Origin of the sequence: Nonomuraea gerenzanensis (assembly GCF_020215645.1) — a bacterium.
GTDB lineage: Bacteria > Actinomycetota > Actinomycetes > Streptosporangiales > Streptosporangiaceae > Nonomuraea > Nonomuraea gerenzanensis.
This window is the reverse complement of record NZ_CP084058.1, coordinates 8943905-8960342: the sequence shown is the minus strand read 5'-3', so window position 1 is coordinate 8960342 and position 16438 is coordinate 8943905. Positions and strand designations below refer to the sequence as shown.

The following is a 16438-nucleotide window of genomic DNA, read 5'->3' as shown; positions in this document are numbered from 1 at the left end:
TGGCGAAACGGCCGGAGCCGGACGGCTCCGGCCGTTTCGCATGGGGCTAGCGGGGCAACGGGACGCCGTGATCGTCGGCCAGCCGGCGCAGGTCCTCGATCTCGGCGGTGAGGGTGTCGGCGAGGTAGTCGTCGCCGGCGCTACGGGCCTCCCGAAGGCCCTTGTAAGCCTGGTCGAGGCGCTGTTCGATCGTGGTCGTGAACTCGCCCATCTCACCTACTCTCTGGGGGTTCGACTCGTGCAGGGGGCGAAGTCTCCCATTGCCGGATGAAGACCGGGCAAGGGGTGTCCCGCAGGCATACCCCGGCTTGTCGCCTTCCGAAACATGAATTTCGCACTCCGCTCCCTGGCGCTCATGTCACCGACCCCTGAACATGCCTTACCGTGCGCTTATCGAGCCTGTGGGCAGAATGAGTGCCCAGAATCGGAGAGAGGTGTACCGGCGTGCGGGTGCTGGTTGTGGAGGATGAGCGGGTGCTCGCCGATGCGATCGCGACGGGGCTGCGGCGCGAGGCCATGGCCGTGGACGTCGCCTACGACGGCGGGGGCGCCCTGGAGCGGACCTCCTACATCGACTACGACGTGATCGTGCTGGACCGTGACCTGCCCGTGGTGCACGGCGACGAGGTGTGCCGCCGGCTGGTGGAGCAGCGCACGGCCTCCAGGATCCTCATGCTGACAGCGTCGGGCGACGTGGACGACAAGGTGGAGGGCCTCGGCCTGGGCGCCGACGACTACCTGGCCAAGCCGTTCGTGTTCATCGAGCTGGTGGCCAGGGTCCGCGCGCTCGGCCGCCGCTCGGCGCCCGCCCTGCCGCCCGTGCTGGAGCGGGCCGGGATCAGGCTCGACCCCGGCAAGCGGCTGGTGGAGCGCGACGGCAGGGAGGTCGTGCTGACCAAGAAGGAGTTCGCGGTGCTCGAGGAGCTGCTGCGGGCCGAAGGCGCCGTGGTCAGCCAGGAGGACCTGCTGGACAAGGCCTGGGACGAGAACATCGATCCCTTCACGAACGTGGTCCGCGTGACCATGATGACGCTGCGGAAGAAGCTGGGCGAGCCTCAGGTGATCGAGACTGTGCCCGGGGTTGGGTACAAATTGTGACTGAACGGCCAGAGCGTGAGGCGGGTCCGACGCATCCGATGATCAGCCCGCACTCCGCGAGGAGAGCGACGCGCGTGCAGGAGGCGCCGCCGCCCAGCGGGCCGCCCGCCTGGGACGGCCCGCCCCCGCCGGGACAGCCGGCGGTCACCCGCTCCACCATGGACCGGGTGAAGGAGCTCCCCGGCAAGGTCAGCATCAGGTGGCGGCTGACGCTCACCTACGGCGCGTTCGTGTTCGTGGCCGCCGGCGTGCTGCTGCTGTCGGTCTACGCGATCGTGGCCCGCTCCATCGACGGGACCTGGCCGCCGCTCGACTCGCCCACGCTGCGCGACCAGATCATCTGGGACGACGCCAGGACCAAGGCCGTGGCGGCGGCCCAGCAGGCGTTGCTCAGCAGCTCCCTCATGGCCCTGGTCGGCGTCGGCATCCTGGCGCTGATCATCGGCTACTTCGTGGCCGACCGGGCGCTCAAGCCCGTGGCGCAGATGACGGCGACCGCGCGCAAGCTCTCGGAGAGCACCCTGGCCCACCAGCGCATCGCCCTGGAGGGCCCCCACGACGAGCTGAAGGAGCTGGCCGACACCTTCGACGCCATGCTCGCCCGCCTCAACGTCGCCTTCGACACCCAGCGCAGGTTCGTGGCCAACGCCTCGCACGAGCTGCGCACCCCCCTCACCATCAACCGGACGGTCCTGGAGATCGCCCTGTCGGACCCGGTGGCGTCGGAGGACCTCAAGGCGCTCGGCCGTACCCTCCTGGAAGTCAACGCCCGCAACGAGAAGCTCATCGAGGGCCTGCTGCTGCTCGCCAGGAGCGAACGCGAACTCGCGGTGCGCAAACCGCTGGACGTCATGGAGGTCGCGCAGACCGCCGTGGAACAGGTCACGCCGTTCGCGGAAGAGCACGGCGTAACGGTCTCCACCGAACTGGTCAGCGCGCCTACCATAGGCGATCCCGTGCTCCTGGAACGCTCTGTCAGCAACCTGCTGGAGAACGCCGTCAAGTACAACATTCCCGAAAACGGAAAAGTCTGGATCCGAACGGGAATGGCGGACGGTGCCTTGGTTGTTCAGGTGGCCAACACCGGGCAGCATGTGCCGGCGTACGAGGTGAACAGCCTGTTCGAGCCGTTCAGGAGGCTCCACGCGGACCGCGTGGATTCGGCCAAGGGATCGGGTCTGGGGCTGTCCATCGTCCGTGCGGTGGTGCAGGCGCACGGCGGCAATGTGGCCGCCGTGCCGCGCGATGGTGGAGGGCTCGTCGTGACCATTCGGCTTCCGATGCGATGAACGGGCATGCCGCCGTGGCGCGTTCGTGCGCGTGTTGAGTCACGGGGGGCGTCTCATCCACGCCGCACATGTGGTTGGATGTGCCGTCGAACACGGTGGTGCATGACGCCAAGGCTGTGGGTTTCGCCATATTTGGCTAACCATTGCCGTCGGCAGCAGGCCCTGACGTGTTGGGAGGTTCGTTGTCCGTTTCCGCGGGGTACCGATGGGAAATCTCCCCGACGGAACGGGCACAAGATGGGCTTCCCGGACGTTAGAAGACGCGCGATGAGCGCGAAGACATATAGCTGAGGGGGATGGAGTAAGCACAATGGCTACCGACTACGACAGCCCGCGCAAGACAGACGACGACCTGGGGGAGGACAGTCTCCAGGAGTTGCAGGCCCGGCGCACCGACAAGTCGTCTGGCAGCATCGACATCGACGAGACCGACCTGGCCGAGTCGCTCGAGCTGCCCGGTGCGGACCTGTCGAACGAAGAGCTCTCCCTGCGGGTGATCCCCCGCCAGGCCGACGAGTTCACCTGCTCGCGCTGCTTCCTGGTGCACCACCGCAGCCAGCTGGCCTCCGAGAAGAACGGCCAGCAGGTCTGCCGGGAGTGCGCCGCCTGAATCCTGGAGCGAAGGAGCCCGGGGCGCGCGAACGGCAGACCCTGAGCGATCGCGACCAAGAGAACACGGAGGCACCGCGTGGCCGCACCAGAGGAAAACCAGCAACCAGGCAGTGAGGTCGCCGACCCCGAGAACGAGGTCGGCGAGCTCGTTGGCAGGCTCACCGGTTCCGGTGAGCTCGAGCCGGCCGAGCGGCGCAGGCTGCTCGGCCGACTAGCCCAGGCGTTGTCCGCCGGGGCGAAACGGGCTCGGGAGACCGGCGTGGGCCGGGGCCGCTGGCTGGCCGACGTCTTCCTCAACATCGCGCCGCGCATCCCGATCCGGGATCTGCACACCCTTGCCGAGCATCATCATGGCCTGACCGGCGAAGAGCTCGCCGACGATCTCGTGCGTACCGCACAGAAGGCCACGATGACGGTCGGCGCCATCGGCGGAGCACTGGCAGCGGCCGAGTTCGCCGCGCCACCCCTCCTGCTCTCCGCCCCCGCCCAGCTCGTCGCCGAGACCATCGTCGTCGCCGCCATCGAGGTCAAGCTGCTGGCCGAGCTGCACGAGGTCTACGGCGTCCACGTCCAGGGGTCCGGCACCCAGCGTGCCGTCGCGTTCACGGCCGCCTGGGCCAAGCAACGCGGCATCGACCCGCTCGCGCCCGCGTCCGTCTCACTGGCGCTGGGAGCGGCCACCAAGACGGCCCTGCGCAACCGTCTCATGCGTACGCTGGGGCGGCATCTGACCACGTTCGGGCCGTTCCTCACCGGAGCCATCGCCGGCGGCGCGCTCAACCGCATGGCCACCAAGAAGCTCGGCGAGGCCATCCGCAACGATCTGCGGGTCAAACGCCCCGCGCTGTCCCAGGACCCCGGCAGGGACGAGCTCACTCCCTAGCGTCGCGCCTGTCGACGATCCGCTTGAGCTTGCCCACCGAGCGCTCCAGCGTCTCCGGGTCCACGACCTCGATCTCGACGCTCACTCCGACGTTGTCCTTGACCGCCCTGCGCAGGGCCTCGCCCGCCTCCGTCCGCGCGGTGCAGCCCGGGCGCGCCTCGACCCTGACGGTCATCACGTCGAGCCGCTCCGGGCGCGTGAGGTGCAGCTGGAAGTGCGGTGACAGGCCCTCGACGCCCAGCACCAGCTCCTCGATCTGGGTCGGGAACACGTTCACCCCGCGCAGGATGATCATGTCGTCGGTGCGCCCGGTCACCTTCTCCATGCGCCGGAAGGCCGGCCGCGCGGTGCCGGGCAGCAGCCGCGTCAGGTCGCGGGTGCGGTAGCGGATGACCGGCATGGCCTCCTTGGTCAGGGTGGTGAAGACCAGCTCGCCCTCCGCGGCGGGCTCGCCGGTGAACGGGTCCACGGTCTCCGGGTAGAAGTGGTCCTCCCAGATGTGCAGCCCGTCCTTGCTCTCGACGCACTCGTTGGCCACGCCGGGGCCCATCACCTCCGACAGCCCGTAGATGTCCACGGCGTGCAGGTCGAAGCGGGTCTCGATCTCCGCGCGCATCTGCTCGGTCCACGGTTCGGCGCCGAAGATGCCGATGCGCAGCGACGACTCGCGCGGGTCCAGCCCCTGCGCGGCGAACTCGTCCAGCAGGGCCAGCATGTACGACGGCGTCACCATGATGATCGTGGGCTTGAAGTCGTCGATGAGCCGCACCTGGCGGGGCGTCATCCCGCCCGAGACGGGCACCACCGTGCAGCCCAGCCGCTCAGCCCCGTAGTGCGCGCCCAGGCCGCCGGTGAACAGGCCGTAGCCGTAGGCCACGTGCACGATGTCGCCGGGCCGCCCGCCGGAGGCGCGGATCGAGCGGGCCACGACCTCGGCCCACACGTCCAGGTCGTTCCTGGTGTAGCCGACCACCGTCGGCCGGCCGGTGGTGCCGCTGGAGGCGTGCACGCGCACGACCTGCTCGCGCGGCACCGCGAACATGCCGAACGGGTAGGACTCGCGCAGGTCCTGCTTCGTGGTGAAGGGGAACTTCGCCAGGTCGGTGAGCTCCTTGCAGTCACTCGGGTGCACGCCCGCCCGGTCGAACTTGTCCCGGTAGAGCGGGACGTGGTCGTAGGCGTGACGCAGGGTGCGCTGCAGGCGCTCCAGCTGCAGCGCCATGAGCTCGTCGCGGGACACGCGCTCGACCGGGTCGAGTTCGTGGCTCGCGGGCGGATCTCCAAGTTTCACTTCAACTCCCGGCTCCGGCCGCGGAACTCCGCGACCACCTGACCGTCCGGCCGCCGCACGGTGACGTCGTAGATGCCGCTGCGACCGTAGCGCGTGCGCTCGGCGGCCTCGGCCACCAGCACGTCGCCCGCGCGGGCGGGGGAGACGAACGCGATCTCGGCGCCCGCCGCCACCGTGACGGGGCCGTCGGTGTTGCACGCGCACGCGAAGGCGGTGTCGGCCAGCAGGAACACATATCCGCCGTGACACAGATCGTGGCCGTTGATCATCTGGTCGGTCACGGTCATGCGGCACACCGCCCGGCCCGCGCCCAGCTCCGCCAGCTCGATGCCCAGGGCGGCGGACGCCGTGTCGCCGGCCATCATGCGGCGCGCGCTCTCCACGACGGACCCCCTTGTTTACTGACCGACTGTTCAGTAAACAAATCACCGCCCCGACTTCCCTGTCAAGAGTGCCGGAGCGCAGGTGCGAGCGACGCCGCGGGGTATGCCTTCCACGGAACGACGCCTGAGCGGGAGGAGCAGCGATGGCCAAGCCGTTCGCCTCGTCGGCGGACCTCGATGCGAAGAAGCAGTCCCTGGAGGTGCTCGCGGAGGGCGTGTACGCGCTCACCGCCGAGGGTGACCCGAACGTCGGCGCGATCGAGGGCGAGGACTTCCTCGTCTGCTTCGAGGCGCTGGCCACCCCGGTCGCCGCCCGCGAGTGGCTGGCCAGGCTGCGCGAGCACACCACCAAGCCGATCCGCTATCTGGTGCTGTCGCACTACCACGCGGTCCGGGTGCTGGGCGCCTCGGCGTTCGGCGCCGAGGTGATCGTCGCGCACGAGAAGACCCGCGAGCTGATCGCCGAGCGTGGCGAGCAGGACTGGGCCAGCGAGTACGCCAGAATGCCCCGCCTGTTCAAGGACCCGGGCTCCATCCCCGGCCTGACCTGGCCCACGGCCACGTTCAGCGACCGCTTCACGATCGCCCTGGGCGGCAGGCGCGGCGACCTGGTGCTGCAGCACTGCGGGCGCGGCCACACCGAGGGCGACCTGGTGGCGTGGCTGCCGGAGCAGCGCGTCCTGTTCGCCGGCGACCTCGTGGAGTCGCAGGCCGCCCTGTACACCGGCGACGCCTTCCACCGCGACTGGTCCTCGGGCACCCTCGACCGGATCGCCTCGTTCGGGGCGCGGACCCTGGTGGGCGGCAGGGGCGCGGTGGCCAGGGGCAAGGAGGGCGTCGAGGCGGCCATCGGGCAGACCCGCGACTTCCTGGCCGTGATGCTGCGCGAGGTCGGCGCGGCGGGGTCGCTGAAGGAGGCGTTCGAGCGCACGCACGCCGCCCTGGAGCCCCGTTACGGCCGCTGGCCGATCTTCGAGCACTGCCTGCCGTTCAACGTCTCCAGGCTCTGGGACGAGCTGCACGGCGTCGAGCGCCCGCGCGTGTGGACCGCCGAGCGCGACCGTCAGGTCTGGGACGAGCTGCAGTCATGAGCGAGCCGCAGGTCATCGTGGTCGGGGCCGGGCCGGTGGGGCAGAGCGCCGCGCTGCTCCTGGCCCGGTGGGGCGTGCAGGTGCTGGTGCTGGACCAGCGGCCGGGGCGGGGGAGCGGCGGGTCGAAGTCGATCTGCCAGCAGCGCGACGTGCTCGACATCTGGGCCGCCGCCGGGGCGGGCCGGGTGGCGGAGGAGGGGCTGGCCTGGACCACGGCCCGCACCTACTACCGCGACCGCGAGCTGTTCTCCTGGACGTTCCAGCGCGAGGGGCCGCTGCCGCCGTGCGTCAACATCTCCCAGACGCGCACCGAGCAGCTCCTCGACGAGGCCGTCGCGGCGCAGCCGCTCATCGAGGTGCGCTGGGGCCACGAGGTCACGGGGCTGAGCCAGGACGCCTGCGGGGTGACCGTGCACTGCGGCCAGCGGCTGCTGCGGGCGCCGTACGCGCTGGTGTGCGCGGGCGCCAGGGCGCAGGCGATCCGCGACTCGCTGGGCGTGACCTTCGCCGGCGACACGTTCGAGGACCAGTTCCTGATCTGCGACATCAAGGCGGACCTGCCCGGCTGGGAGAGCGAGCGGCGCTTCTACTTCGACCCCGTCTGGAACCCGGGCCGCCAGGTGCTCATCCACCCCTGCCCCGGGGGCATGTACCGGATCGACTGGCAGATCGCCCCCGACTTCATCCCAACAGATGCCGATATTTCGCGAAAAATCCGGCAGATCATCGGGGATCGGCCGTACGCGCTGGTCTGGCACAGCACCTACCGGTTCCACTCGCGCCTGGCCTCCCGGATGCGGGTCGGGCGGGTCCTCCTGGCGGGCGACTGCGCCCATCTGGTGGCGCCGTTCGGCGCGCGCGGGCTGAACTCCGGCGTGCCCGACGCCGAGAACGCGGCCTGGAAGCTGGCCTTCGCGCTCAACGGCTGGGCGGGGCCGGAGCTGCTGGAGTCCTACCACGCCGAGCGGTACGCGGCCGCGCTGGAGAACCTGGAGGTCACCGGCGCCACCATGCGCTTCCTGGCGCCCAGGACGGTGGAGGAGCGGATGCGCAGGCGCGCGGCGCTGGAGGGCGGGCGCATCGAGGAGGTGGACTCGGGGCGGTTCGCCGAGCCGTTCTGGTACGTGGACTCACCGCTGACTACGCCCGAGCCGACCCGGCCCTTCCGTGGCCGGCCGCCGAAGGGGGCGCTGTGCACGCCCGCGCCCGGCGTGATCGTGCCCGATCTGCCGCTGCCGGGGGGCAGGTTGCGGGAGTACACCCGGGAGGGATTCCTCGTCCTACTGGGCGATATGTGCGATTCGAGTTTGTTTGTGCAGGTCCTGGGCAAGGTCATACCGGCGCCGCTCGCCGTACGCGGGCTCGCGGAGATGGATGGGACTGGCTCGCTCGCTGAGAGGCTCGGCGCCGGGCCGGATGAGGCATGGCTCATCAGGCCCGATTCCCACATCGCCGCGATCATCCCCCATGCGGGGCCGGAGTCGGTGGCGGCCGCCGTGAGCCGTGCGCTTGGCGGCTTTCCTGACACATGACCCCATAGGAGGACTGCGTTGAGTGGCCGTAGCTCGTTTCTGATCGTCGCGAACCGGCTGCCGGTCGATCGCACGATCGAGCCTGACGGAACGGCTTCGTGGCGCAGGAGTCCCGGTGGCCTCGTCACCGCGATAGCGCCGGTGATGCAGCGCCGCCACGGAGCCTGGGCCGGTTGGCACGGGGCGCCCGACGAGAAGCTGGAGCCGTTCGAGCAGGACGGCATGAGCCTCATCCCGATCCCGTTGTCCGCTCGTGAGGTCGAGCTCTACTACGAGGGCTTCTCCAACGCCACGCTGTGGCCGCTCTACCACGACGTGGTCGCGACACCGGTGTTCGACAGGGAGATGTGGGAGACCTACCGCAGCGTCAACCAGCGCTTCGCCGAGGCCGCCGCGGAGGCGGCCGACGAGGGCGCGGTCGTGTGGGTGCAGGACTACCAGCTCCAGCTCGTGCCCGCGATGCTCCGCAAGCTCCGGCCCGACCTGCGGATCGGGTTCTTCCTGCACATCCCGTTTCCGCCGACGGAGCTGTTCTGGCGGCTGCCGTGGCGCAAGGAGCTGGTCGAAGGGCTGCTCGGCGCCGACCTCGTGGGCTTCCAGCTGCCCGGCGGGGCCTCGAACTTCCGCAGGCTGTGCCGGCGGCTGCTCGGCCTGCCGTACAAGGGGAACGAGATCTTCCTCGACGACCGGATCGTGACCACGCAGGCCTTCCCCATCTCCGTGGACTTCGCGCAGCTCGACTCGCTCGTGCGCGAGCCGCGGATCGTGGACCGGGCCAAGGAGATCAGGGTCGAGCTGGGCGACCCCGAGCACGTGCTGCTCGGCGTGGACCGGCTCGACTACACCAAGGGCATCGGCCAGCGCCTGGAAGGCTTCGGCGAGCTGCTCAAGGACGGGCGGCTGCGGCCGGGCGAGGCCGTGTTCGTGCAGATCGCCACGCCCAGCAGGGAGCGGGTGGACGAGTACAGGAAGCTGCGCGACGACATCGAGCTGCAGGTCGGCCGGATCAACGGCGAGCACGCCCAGCTCGGCTACCAGCCGGTGTGGTACTTCCATCAGTCGTACGGCCACGACGAGCTGGCGGCGCTCTATCTGGCCGCCGACGTCATGGTGGTCACGCCTCTGCGTGACGGGATGAATCTGGTGGCCAAGGAGTACATCTCCTGTCACCACGACCTGCACGGCGCGCTCGTGCTCAGCGAGTTCGCCGGGGCCGCCGACGAGCTGCGGCAGGCCTACCTGGTCAATCCGTACGACGTGGAGGACGTCAAGCGGCAGATGCTGGCGGCGATGCGGGCCACGCCGCACGAGCTGGCCCGGCGGATGCGCACGATGCGCCGCCGGGTAGCCACCTACGACGTGGACCGCTGGGCGAGTGAGTTTCTCACTGCCCTGGAGTCACCTGCTTCAGCGACTTCCACGCGTCGTAGCGTTTCTTGGCGGTCCGGTTGACCACGATCTGCGCCACCGACATGCCGACCCCCATGACGACGGCGTAACCGATCGCCTCGCCCATGCTGACCTCGGGCGAGTCGGTGTCGATGGGCGGCTCCTTGCCGGTCGCCTTCTTCCAGGCGAACCCGAGGATCTTACGGGCCGCCCACGCCGTCACCAGCCCCACCAGGCCGCCCACCACGCGCCAGGCGATATCGGGCTTGTCCTCCGCCATGTCGATCTCCCTTCCCCTTTGTAACGAACACTAGTCTCTAACGCCTGCCGGGCCTGCGAAGCCGTACCATAAGGAGGCATGACTCAACAGCGACTACGCCATGCATCCATGCCCGACAAGCCGACTCTTGACGGCTTGGAGCAGGTATGGGTAGCTCGCTGGGAGGACGAAGGCACCTACCGGTTCGACCGGTCGGCGCCGCGTGAGCGGGTCTTCTCCATCGACACGCCACCGCCCACCGTGTCCGGCTCGCTGCACGTCGGTCATGCCTTCTCCTACACGCACACCGACATCATGGCCCGCTACCAGCGGATGCTCGGCAAGTCGGTGTTCTACCCGATCGGCTGGGACGACAACGGCCTGCCGACCGAGCGCCGCGTGCAGAACGTCTACGGGGTGCGCTGCGACCCGTCGCTGCCGTACGACCCCGACTTCGTGCCGCCCGACAAGCCGGGCAAGCGGGAGATCTCCATCTCCCGGCGTAACTTCGTGGAGCTGTGCCACCAGCTCACCGCCATCGACGAGCAGGCCTACGAGGAGATGTGGCGGCGCATCGGCCTGTCGGTCGACTGGTCGCTGCTCTACACCACGATCAGCGACGAGGCGCGGGCGGTGGCGCAGCGCGCCTTCCTGCGCAACCTGCTGCGCGGCGAGGCCTACCTGGCCGAGGCGCCGACGTTGTGGGACGTGTCGTTCCGCACCGCCGTGGCTCAGGCCGAGCTGGAGGACCGGGAGTGGCCCGGCGCCTTCCACAAGATCTCCTTCTACGGCGAGAAGGGCCCGGTCTGGATCGAGACGACCAGGCCCGAGCTGATCCCGGCCTGCGTGGCGCTGGTCGCGCACCCCGACGACGAGCGTTACCAGGAGCTGTTCGGCACCTCGGTGCTGACGCCGCTGTTCGGCGTCGAGGTGCCGGTGCTGGCGCACCGCCTGGCCGAGCCCGACAAGGGCACCGGCATCGCGATGATCTGCACGTTCGGCGACATCACCGACGTCACCTGGTGGCGGGAGCTGCACCTGCCCACCCGGCCGGTGATCGGCTGGGACGGGCGGCTGCTGCCCGAGCCGCCGGACGGCGTGGACGCGGAGCCGTACAAGGAGCTGGCGGGCAAGACCGTGCACAGCGCCCGCGAGCGCATCGTGGAGCTGCTGCGCGAGTCCGGCGACCTCGACGGCGAGCCCCGCCCGGTGCGGCGCACGGTGAAGTTCTACGAGAAGGGTGACAAGCCCCTCGAGATCGTCACCACCCGCCAGTGGTACATCCGCAACGGCGGGCGCGACGAGGAGCTGCGCGAGCGGCTGCTGGCCCGGGGGCGGGAGCTGACCTGGCACCCGCCGCACATGCGGGTGCGCTACGACAACTGGGTCGAGGGGCTCACCGGCGACTGGCTGATCTCGCGGCAGCGCTTCTTCGGCGTGCCGTTCCCCGTGTGGTATCCGATCGACGAGTCCGGGCAGCCCGTCCACGACGCGCCGATCCTGCCCACCGAGGAGATGCTGCCGGTCGACCCGTCCTCCGACGTGCCGCCCGGCTACACCGAGGAGCAGCGCGGCGTGCCCGGCGGGTTCATGGCCGACCCCGACGTCATGGACACCTGGGCCACCTCGTCGCTCACCCCGCAGATCGCCGGCCGGTGGGGCACCGACGACGAGCTGTTCCGGCGGGTCTTCCCCACGAACCTGCGATCGCAGAGCCACGAGATCATCCGCACCTGGCTGTTCGCGACCGTGGTCAGGTCGCACTGCGAGTTCGGCACGCTGCCGTGGAGCGACGCGGCGATCTCGGGGTGGATCCTCGACCCCGACCGCAAGAAGATGTCCAAGTCCAAGGGCAACGTCGTCACCCCGATCGACCTGCTGGAGCAGCACGGCTCCGACGCGGTGCGCTACTGGGCGGCCAACGGCCGCTACGGCGTCGACACCGCTTTCGACGCCGGGCAGCTCAAGGTCGGGCGGCGGCTGGCCATCAAGATCCTGAACGCCTCCAAGTTCGTGCTCGGCCTGGCCGCCGAGGAGTCCGCCGCCGAGGTGACCGAGCCGCTCGACCTGGCCATGCTGGCGGCGCTGGCCGACGCCGTGCGCGAGGCCACCGAGGCGTTCGAGGGCTACGACCACACGCGGGCCATCGAGGCCGTGGAGCGCTTCTTCTGGGCGTTCTGCGACGACTACGTGGAGCTGGTCAAGGCCAGGGCCTACGAGTCCGGCGGCGCCTCCGGCTCGGCGCACGCCGCCCTGCGGCAGGCGCTCGACGTGCTGCTGCGGCTGTTCGCGCCGTTCCTGCCGTTCGTGACCGAGGAGGTGTGGTCGTGGTGGCGCGAGGGCTCGGTGCACCGTGCCTCCTGGCCCGCCGTCGAGCGCGGCGCGGGCGACCCGGCCGTGCTGACCGTGGCCTCGGAGGTGCTCGGGCAGGTGCGCAAGGCCAAGTCCGAGGCCAAGCTGTCGATGCGAGCCGAGGTGTCGCGGCTGAGCGTGTGGGCGCCCGACGTGGAGCTGGTGCGCCGGGCGGCCGACGACCTGTGCGCGGCGGGCAATGTCGAGGAGTTCGTGCTGGAGTTCGGTGACACGCTCAAGGTCGAGGTCCAGCTCGGCTGAGGCCGGATTCCGATGACGCCGGGCGCGCGGGCGCGCCCGGCGTCACGCGTCTCTGCTGACGTCCTTGTGCAGGGCGAGGAAGAGCGAGTACGCCTGCCCGCCCGGCGGCAGCGGCCGGTGCGCGAAGTCCTCGAACACCTCCTGCAGCCGTTCGAGCAGCTCGGCGTGTCCCTCGGGGGTGAGCCTGAGCCCGAGCCTGGTGAAGCTGCCCTCCTCGATGTCGACCAGCCTGATCTCCTCCAGGAAGGCGTCCAGCATGGCGGTCCTGCCGCCCGTCACGCCGCTCTCGCGCACGTCCATCTCCCACGACTTGCCGGTGGCCCGGTAAGGGATCTCGGTCGAGCCGCGCGGGCCCGGCCGGCTCGGCTCGGCCACCAGGAACCCGGTCTCCACGAGCTTGCGCACGTGGTGCAGGGTCGTGGCGGGGTTCGCCCCCAGCCGGTCGGCGATCTCCTTGTTGGTGAGCGCCTGGTCCAGGCAGAGGCGCAGGATGCGCAGCCGTACCGAGGAGGCCAGGGCGCGGGCCTCTGCCTCGGTCGCGGGGCGGCGGTTGGTGGCCATGGCAGGTCACCCTATAGCCGGTTGAAATTTCCCAATCGGTTGTGAGAGGTTCTGCTCGTGAGCCTCTTACGCGAGCACGACTTCCGGGGGCTGTTCCTGGCCGACGCCGCCAGCCAGGTGGGCAGCCAGCTCCTGCTCCTGGCCCTGCCCCTGGTCGCGGTGACCGCGCTGGACGTGTCGGCGTTCGAGCTGGGCGTACTGACCGCGTGCGAGACGCTGGCGTTCGTGGTGATCGGGCTGCCCGCCGGCGCGATCGTGGACCGGCGGCGCAAGCGGGTCGTGATGGTCGTCAGCGACTGGGCGCGGGCGCTCGCGCTGGCCTCCGTGCCGCTGGCCTGGTGGCTGGGCGTGCTGACGATCTACCAGCTCTACGCCGTGGCGCTGGTGCTCGGGGTGTTCACCGTGTTCTTCGATGCCGCGTACCAGAGCTACCTGCCGCACCTGGTCGGGCGCGAGCGGCTGGTGGAGGGCAACTCCACGCTGGAGGTCGTGCGTACGGTGGCGCAGCTGGGCGGGCCCAGCGTCGGCGGCTACCTGATCCAGTTCCTCACGGCGCCGTTCGCGCTGGTCATCACCGTGGCCGGGTTCGCCTGGTCGGCGCTGTGCCTGGGCACCATCCGCAAGCGGGAGGAGCGGCAGCGGCGGGCCCACGCCCACCTGGGCAAGGAGATCGCGGAGGGCGTGCGGTTCGTGCTGGGGCACCGGCTGCTGCGCCGCATCGCCGGCTGCACGGGCACCGCGAACCTGTTCTCCTCGATCATCCACCCGATGGTCCTGCTGCTGCTGGCCAGGGAGCTGGCCGTGAGCGCGGGCACGATCGGCCTGCTCATGTCCGCGGCGGGGCTCGGCGGCTTCACCGGCGCGCTGCTCAACGCGCGGCTGGCCCGGTGGCTGGGGCAGGGGCCGACGATGTGGCTGGCCATCGTGGTGCCCGCGCCGCTGGCGTTCCTGCTGCCGTGGGTGCAGGCCGACTGGCGGCTCGGGCTGGTCGTGCTGTACGAGTTCGTCATGGGGATGGGCGTGGTCGTCTACAACGTCACCCAGCTCAGCTTCCGCCAGGCCGCCACCCCGGAGGCGCTGCTCGGCCGGATGAACGCCACCATGCGCTTCCTCGTCTGGGGCACGATGCCGCTGGGCGCGCTGCTCGGCGGCGTGCTGGGCGAGACGATCGGCATCAGGGGCGCGCTGGTGGTCGGCGCCGTCGGGGCGTGCCTGGCGTTCCTGTGGGTGTTCACCTCGCCGCTGCGCACGATGCGGGAGCTGCCCGTGCCCGCGCGGCCTCAGTAGTCGCACACCCCCGTCGGGAAGATCTGCTTCAGCCTGGCCAGTTGGTCGGACGAGGGCCGCCAGGCGCCGTACAGGCCCCTGGCGATGGCCCGCTCGACCGGCTGCAGGCGGCACTTGTAGACGCCGCCCTCGATCGGGCCGCCCGCCACCGTGCGGGAGGTGCCGTAGAGGGGGAAGCGCTGGGTGCACGGGCCGGGGGCGCGGCGGTCGAGCACGCCGTCCCAGACGTGCGGGCCCGCGGCGAGCTCGGTGCCGTCCGTGGCGAAGCAACGGTCCACGGCCTGGGGCGGCTTGTTCCCGACCACCCCACGCGCCGGATATTTCCGGATATTCGCCATCCAGGCGTCGATCACCCGCAGCGCCTCCGGCGTCTGGTCGAACGCCGGCCCGTCAGGACGGGCGTCGGTGAACCAGATGACCTGGTTCCCCGCCCGGCCGTCGTGGTCCAGCATGCGCTTCCTGGAGGCGAACGACTGGTGCGCGTTGTGCATGTCGAGCTGCTCCTCCAGGTAGTGCCGCCAGTCGATGACCGGCAGGTCGAGGTCGCCGCCGAACACCAGGCCGCTGCGCCGCACGTTCCTGATCGCCTCCGGGTCTCCCGTGCGCCGCGGGGCCGGGTCGCCGCTCAGGTTCGCGTTGCGGGCGCTCCACGGGTCCGCGTCGGCCGGGCAGGCGGACCGGACGAACGGGCAGCCCTCCTGCACCATGTCGGCCGCCTCCTTCCATGAGCCCGCCTCGGCGTTGAGGTCGAGGAACTCCTCCGGCGTGACCACGCCGTCCGTCAGGGCCTTCAGCCCGTACTGGACGCCGACGTTGTCCCAGGTCGAGCGGGCATGGCCGCGGGCGTCCACCCCGTAGACCTTGCGCAGGTCGTCCCAGTGCGTCCACTGGACGGTGTCCTTGACGCCCGGCGGGTCCATGAGCCGCCACTCCGGGTCGTCGTCGTCCGTCCACAGCGGGTTCATGGTCAGCGGGGTCAGGCCGCGCCAGCCGTTGACGCACTCGTCCGAGCCGGGCCGGCCGGTGTACGGGTTGGCGACCGTGTCGCTGGCGTTCATGCCGATCAGCGCCGTGCGGTCCTCCCAGCGCGCCCAGCGGGGGTGGTGGTCCATGTAGCGTTCGAGCAGCTCGCAGTCGCCCACGTGGATGGTCTGGGTGACCATGTCCGGGTAGGAGTACTGCGGGATGGCGGCGTCGATCACCCGGTCGCCGTGGTTCTGGCCGTAGATGTACTGCTGGATGGCGCCGCCCGAGCCGCCGACGCCCACCGTGTAGAGCGGCCGGCCGTACCGCTCGATGAAGCGCTCCTTGACCATCAGGGCCGTCTCGCCGCCCAGGATCAGGTTGTAGTGGGTGGAGGTACGGGTGCCCGAGGAGTGCAGGATCGCGTAGCCCTTGCCCAGACCGTACGCGTCGAGGGCGCTGCCGCCCAGTGTGCCCTGGTCGTGGCCGATCGCCACGCCGCCGTCGAAGCGGTACATCGCCCGGCCGTTCCAGCCGTTCTCGATCATGGCGATCGAGTAGAGGAAGCGGTTGACGACGCCGCGCTCCCTGCGGACCACGAAGTCGACCGTACGGCCGTCCAGCAGCGTGGTCGTGGCCAGGTCGGCGGGGCGGCCCTGGGCGGGCATCGGCTTGTACGCGCCGTCGGTGGAGCGGTAGAGGCGGTCGGTCACCGTCGGGGCGAAGCAGTCCCTGCTCCAGCCGCCCGCGACCCGCATGCCCTGCCCGTCCTGGTTGTCCACCACCGGCGGCCCCAGGCCGCTGCGCTCGGTCTTGCACAGGAACGGGTACTGGTGCGCGCCCGAGAAGATCGGGCCCTGGACGGGATGGTTGCGGATCCGCAACGACTTCCGGTGCCGCCCTGAGACGGCGGTGATCGTGTTGTCGCCCGTGACCAGGCCGTCCACCAGGCCGGTGAGGGCGTCGCCGGTCCGCTCGAAGGCCGGCGTCACGTCCTCGCCGTTGCGCAGCACCCTGCTCGCGCCACGCACCCCGATCAGGGCGTCGCCGCCGCTCACCTGGTCGGGACGGCTGGAGAGCACCTCCAGCGACAGATCGCCGCCGGAGGCGGACGCGGGGGCGGGGGCGGCGACGAGGGACGCCAGCACGGTGAGGACCACCACAGCCTTCATGACCATGACGGTGAC

General features: G+C 70.4%; 15 protein-coding genes. 9 read left to right on the top strand and 6 right to left on the bottom strand.

The window, feature by feature from the left end:
* Window positions 1–46 precede the first annotated feature (46 nt).
* A complete protein-coding gene (locus LCN96_RS41650) occupies window positions 47–211 on the bottom strand; it encodes a hypothetical protein (RefSeq protein ID WP_225267913.1) in 165 nt (54 codons plus the stop codon).
* A 233-nt stretch (window positions 212–444) separates the two neighbouring features.
* Between LCN96_RS41650 and LCN96_RS41645 the strand changes: the two genes are divergently transcribed.
* From LCN96_RS41645 to LCN96_RS41630, 4 genes are all read left to right on the top strand, one after another.
* Window positions 445–1098, top strand: a complete 654-nt coding sequence (locus LCN96_RS41645) for a response regulator transcription factor (RefSeq protein ID WP_225267912.1) — start codon at window positions 445–447, stop codon at window positions 1096–1098.
* Window positions 1099–1136: 38 nt separating this feature from the next.
* Window positions 1137–2387: a sensor histidine kinase gene (locus LCN96_RS41640; protein ID WP_397351797.1), complete on the top strand. Its 1251-nt coding sequence runs from the start codon at window positions 1137–1139 to the stop codon at window positions 2385–2387.
* A 310-nt stretch (window positions 2388–2697) separates the two neighbouring features.
* The gene (locus LCN96_RS41635; RefSeq protein WP_020542847.1) at window positions 2698–2997 is read left to right on the top strand and encodes a DUF4193 domain-containing protein; all 300 of its coding nucleotides are present in this window, start codon (window positions 2698–2700) and stop codon (window positions 2995–2997) included.
* Between the two features lie 78 nt (window positions 2998–3075).
* Window positions 3076–3882 carry a hypothetical protein gene (locus LCN96_RS41630; RefSeq protein ID WP_225267910.1) on the top strand — a complete coding sequence of 269 codons (807 nt, stop codon included), beginning with the start codon at window positions 3076–3078 and terminating at the stop codon, window positions 3880–3882.
* Here the strand turns inward: LCN96_RS41630 and paaK are convergent.
* Window positions 3872–5173, bottom strand: coding sequence for a phenylacetate--CoA ligase PaaK (paaK, locus tag LCN96_RS41625; RefSeq protein WP_225267909.1), 1302 nt, complete (start codon window positions 5171–5173; stop codon window positions 3872–3874). The genes LCN96_RS41630 and paaK overlap by 11 nt on opposite strands.
* Complete coding sequence (paaI, locus tag LCN96_RS41620) at window positions 5170–5538, bottom strand: hydroxyphenylacetyl-CoA thioesterase PaaI (RefSeq protein WP_225276170.1); 369 nt, start codon at window positions 5536–5538, stop codon at window positions 5170–5172. The genes paaK and paaI overlap by 4 nt, the downstream gene beginning before the upstream one ends.
* A 161-nt stretch (window positions 5539–5699) precedes the next feature.
* Here paaI and LCN96_RS41615 point away from each other — a divergent pair, with 161 nt between their 5' ends.
* The 3 genes from LCN96_RS41615 to LCN96_RS41605 are packed head-to-tail and all read left to right on the top strand — an operon-like array spanning window position 5700 to window position 9631.
* Complete coding sequence (locus LCN96_RS41615) at window positions 5700–6647, top strand: MBL fold metallo-hydrolase (protein WP_225267908.1); 948 nt, start codon at window positions 5700–5702, stop codon at window positions 6645–6647.
* Complete coding sequence (locus LCN96_RS41610) at window positions 6644–8179, top strand: FAD-dependent monooxygenase (protein ID WP_225267907.1); 1536 nt, start codon at window positions 6644–6646, stop codon at window positions 8177–8179. The genes LCN96_RS41615 and LCN96_RS41610 overlap by 4 nt, the downstream gene beginning before the upstream one ends.
* An 18-nt stretch (window positions 8180–8197) precedes the next feature.
* The gene (locus LCN96_RS41605) at window positions 8198–9631 is read left to right on the top strand and encodes an alpha,alpha-trehalose-phosphate synthase (UDP-forming) (RefSeq protein ID WP_225267906.1); all 1434 of its coding nucleotides are present in this window, start codon (window positions 8198–8200) and stop codon (window positions 9629–9631) included.
* On the opposite strand, the gene LCN96_RS41600 is transcribed toward LCN96_RS41605, so the two are convergent.
* The gene (locus LCN96_RS41600) at window positions 9564–9848 is read right to left on the bottom strand and encodes a DUF4235 domain-containing protein (protein ID WP_185102531.1); all 285 of its coding nucleotides are present in this window, start codon (window positions 9846–9848) and stop codon (window positions 9564–9566) included. The genes LCN96_RS41605 and LCN96_RS41600 overlap by 68 nt on opposite strands.
* Window positions 9849–9956: 108 nt before the next feature.
* On the opposite strand from LCN96_RS41600, the gene valS reads away from it, so the two are divergent.
* Window positions 9957–12440 carry a valine--tRNA ligase gene (gene valS / locus LCN96_RS41595; RefSeq protein ID WP_225267904.1) on the top strand — a complete coding sequence of 828 codons (2484 nt, stop codon included), beginning with the start codon at window positions 9957–9959 and terminating at the stop codon, window positions 12438–12440.
* Between the two features lie 42 nt (window positions 12441–12482).
* Here valS and LCN96_RS41590 read toward each other — a convergent pair whose 3' ends face one another.
* Window positions 12483–13001, bottom strand: coding sequence for an ArsR/SmtB family transcription factor (locus tag LCN96_RS41590; protein WP_225267903.1), 519 nt, complete (start codon window positions 12999–13001; stop codon window positions 12483–12485).
* 57 nt (window positions 13002–13058) lie between these two features.
* Between LCN96_RS41590 and LCN96_RS41585 the strand changes: the two genes are divergently transcribed.
* Complete coding sequence (locus tag LCN96_RS41585; RefSeq protein WP_225267902.1) at window positions 13059–14288, top strand: MFS transporter; 1230 nt, start codon at window positions 13059–13061, stop codon at window positions 14286–14288.
* Here the strand turns inward: LCN96_RS41585 and LCN96_RS41580 are convergent.
* On the bottom strand, window positions 14282–16423 hold the full coding sequence (locus LCN96_RS41580; RefSeq protein WP_225267901.1) for a DUF6351 family protein: 2142 nt from the start codon (window positions 16421–16423) through the stop codon (window positions 14282–14284). The genes LCN96_RS41585 and LCN96_RS41580 overlap by 7 nt on opposite strands.
* Between the last annotated feature and the right edge of the window lie 15 nt (window positions 16424–16438).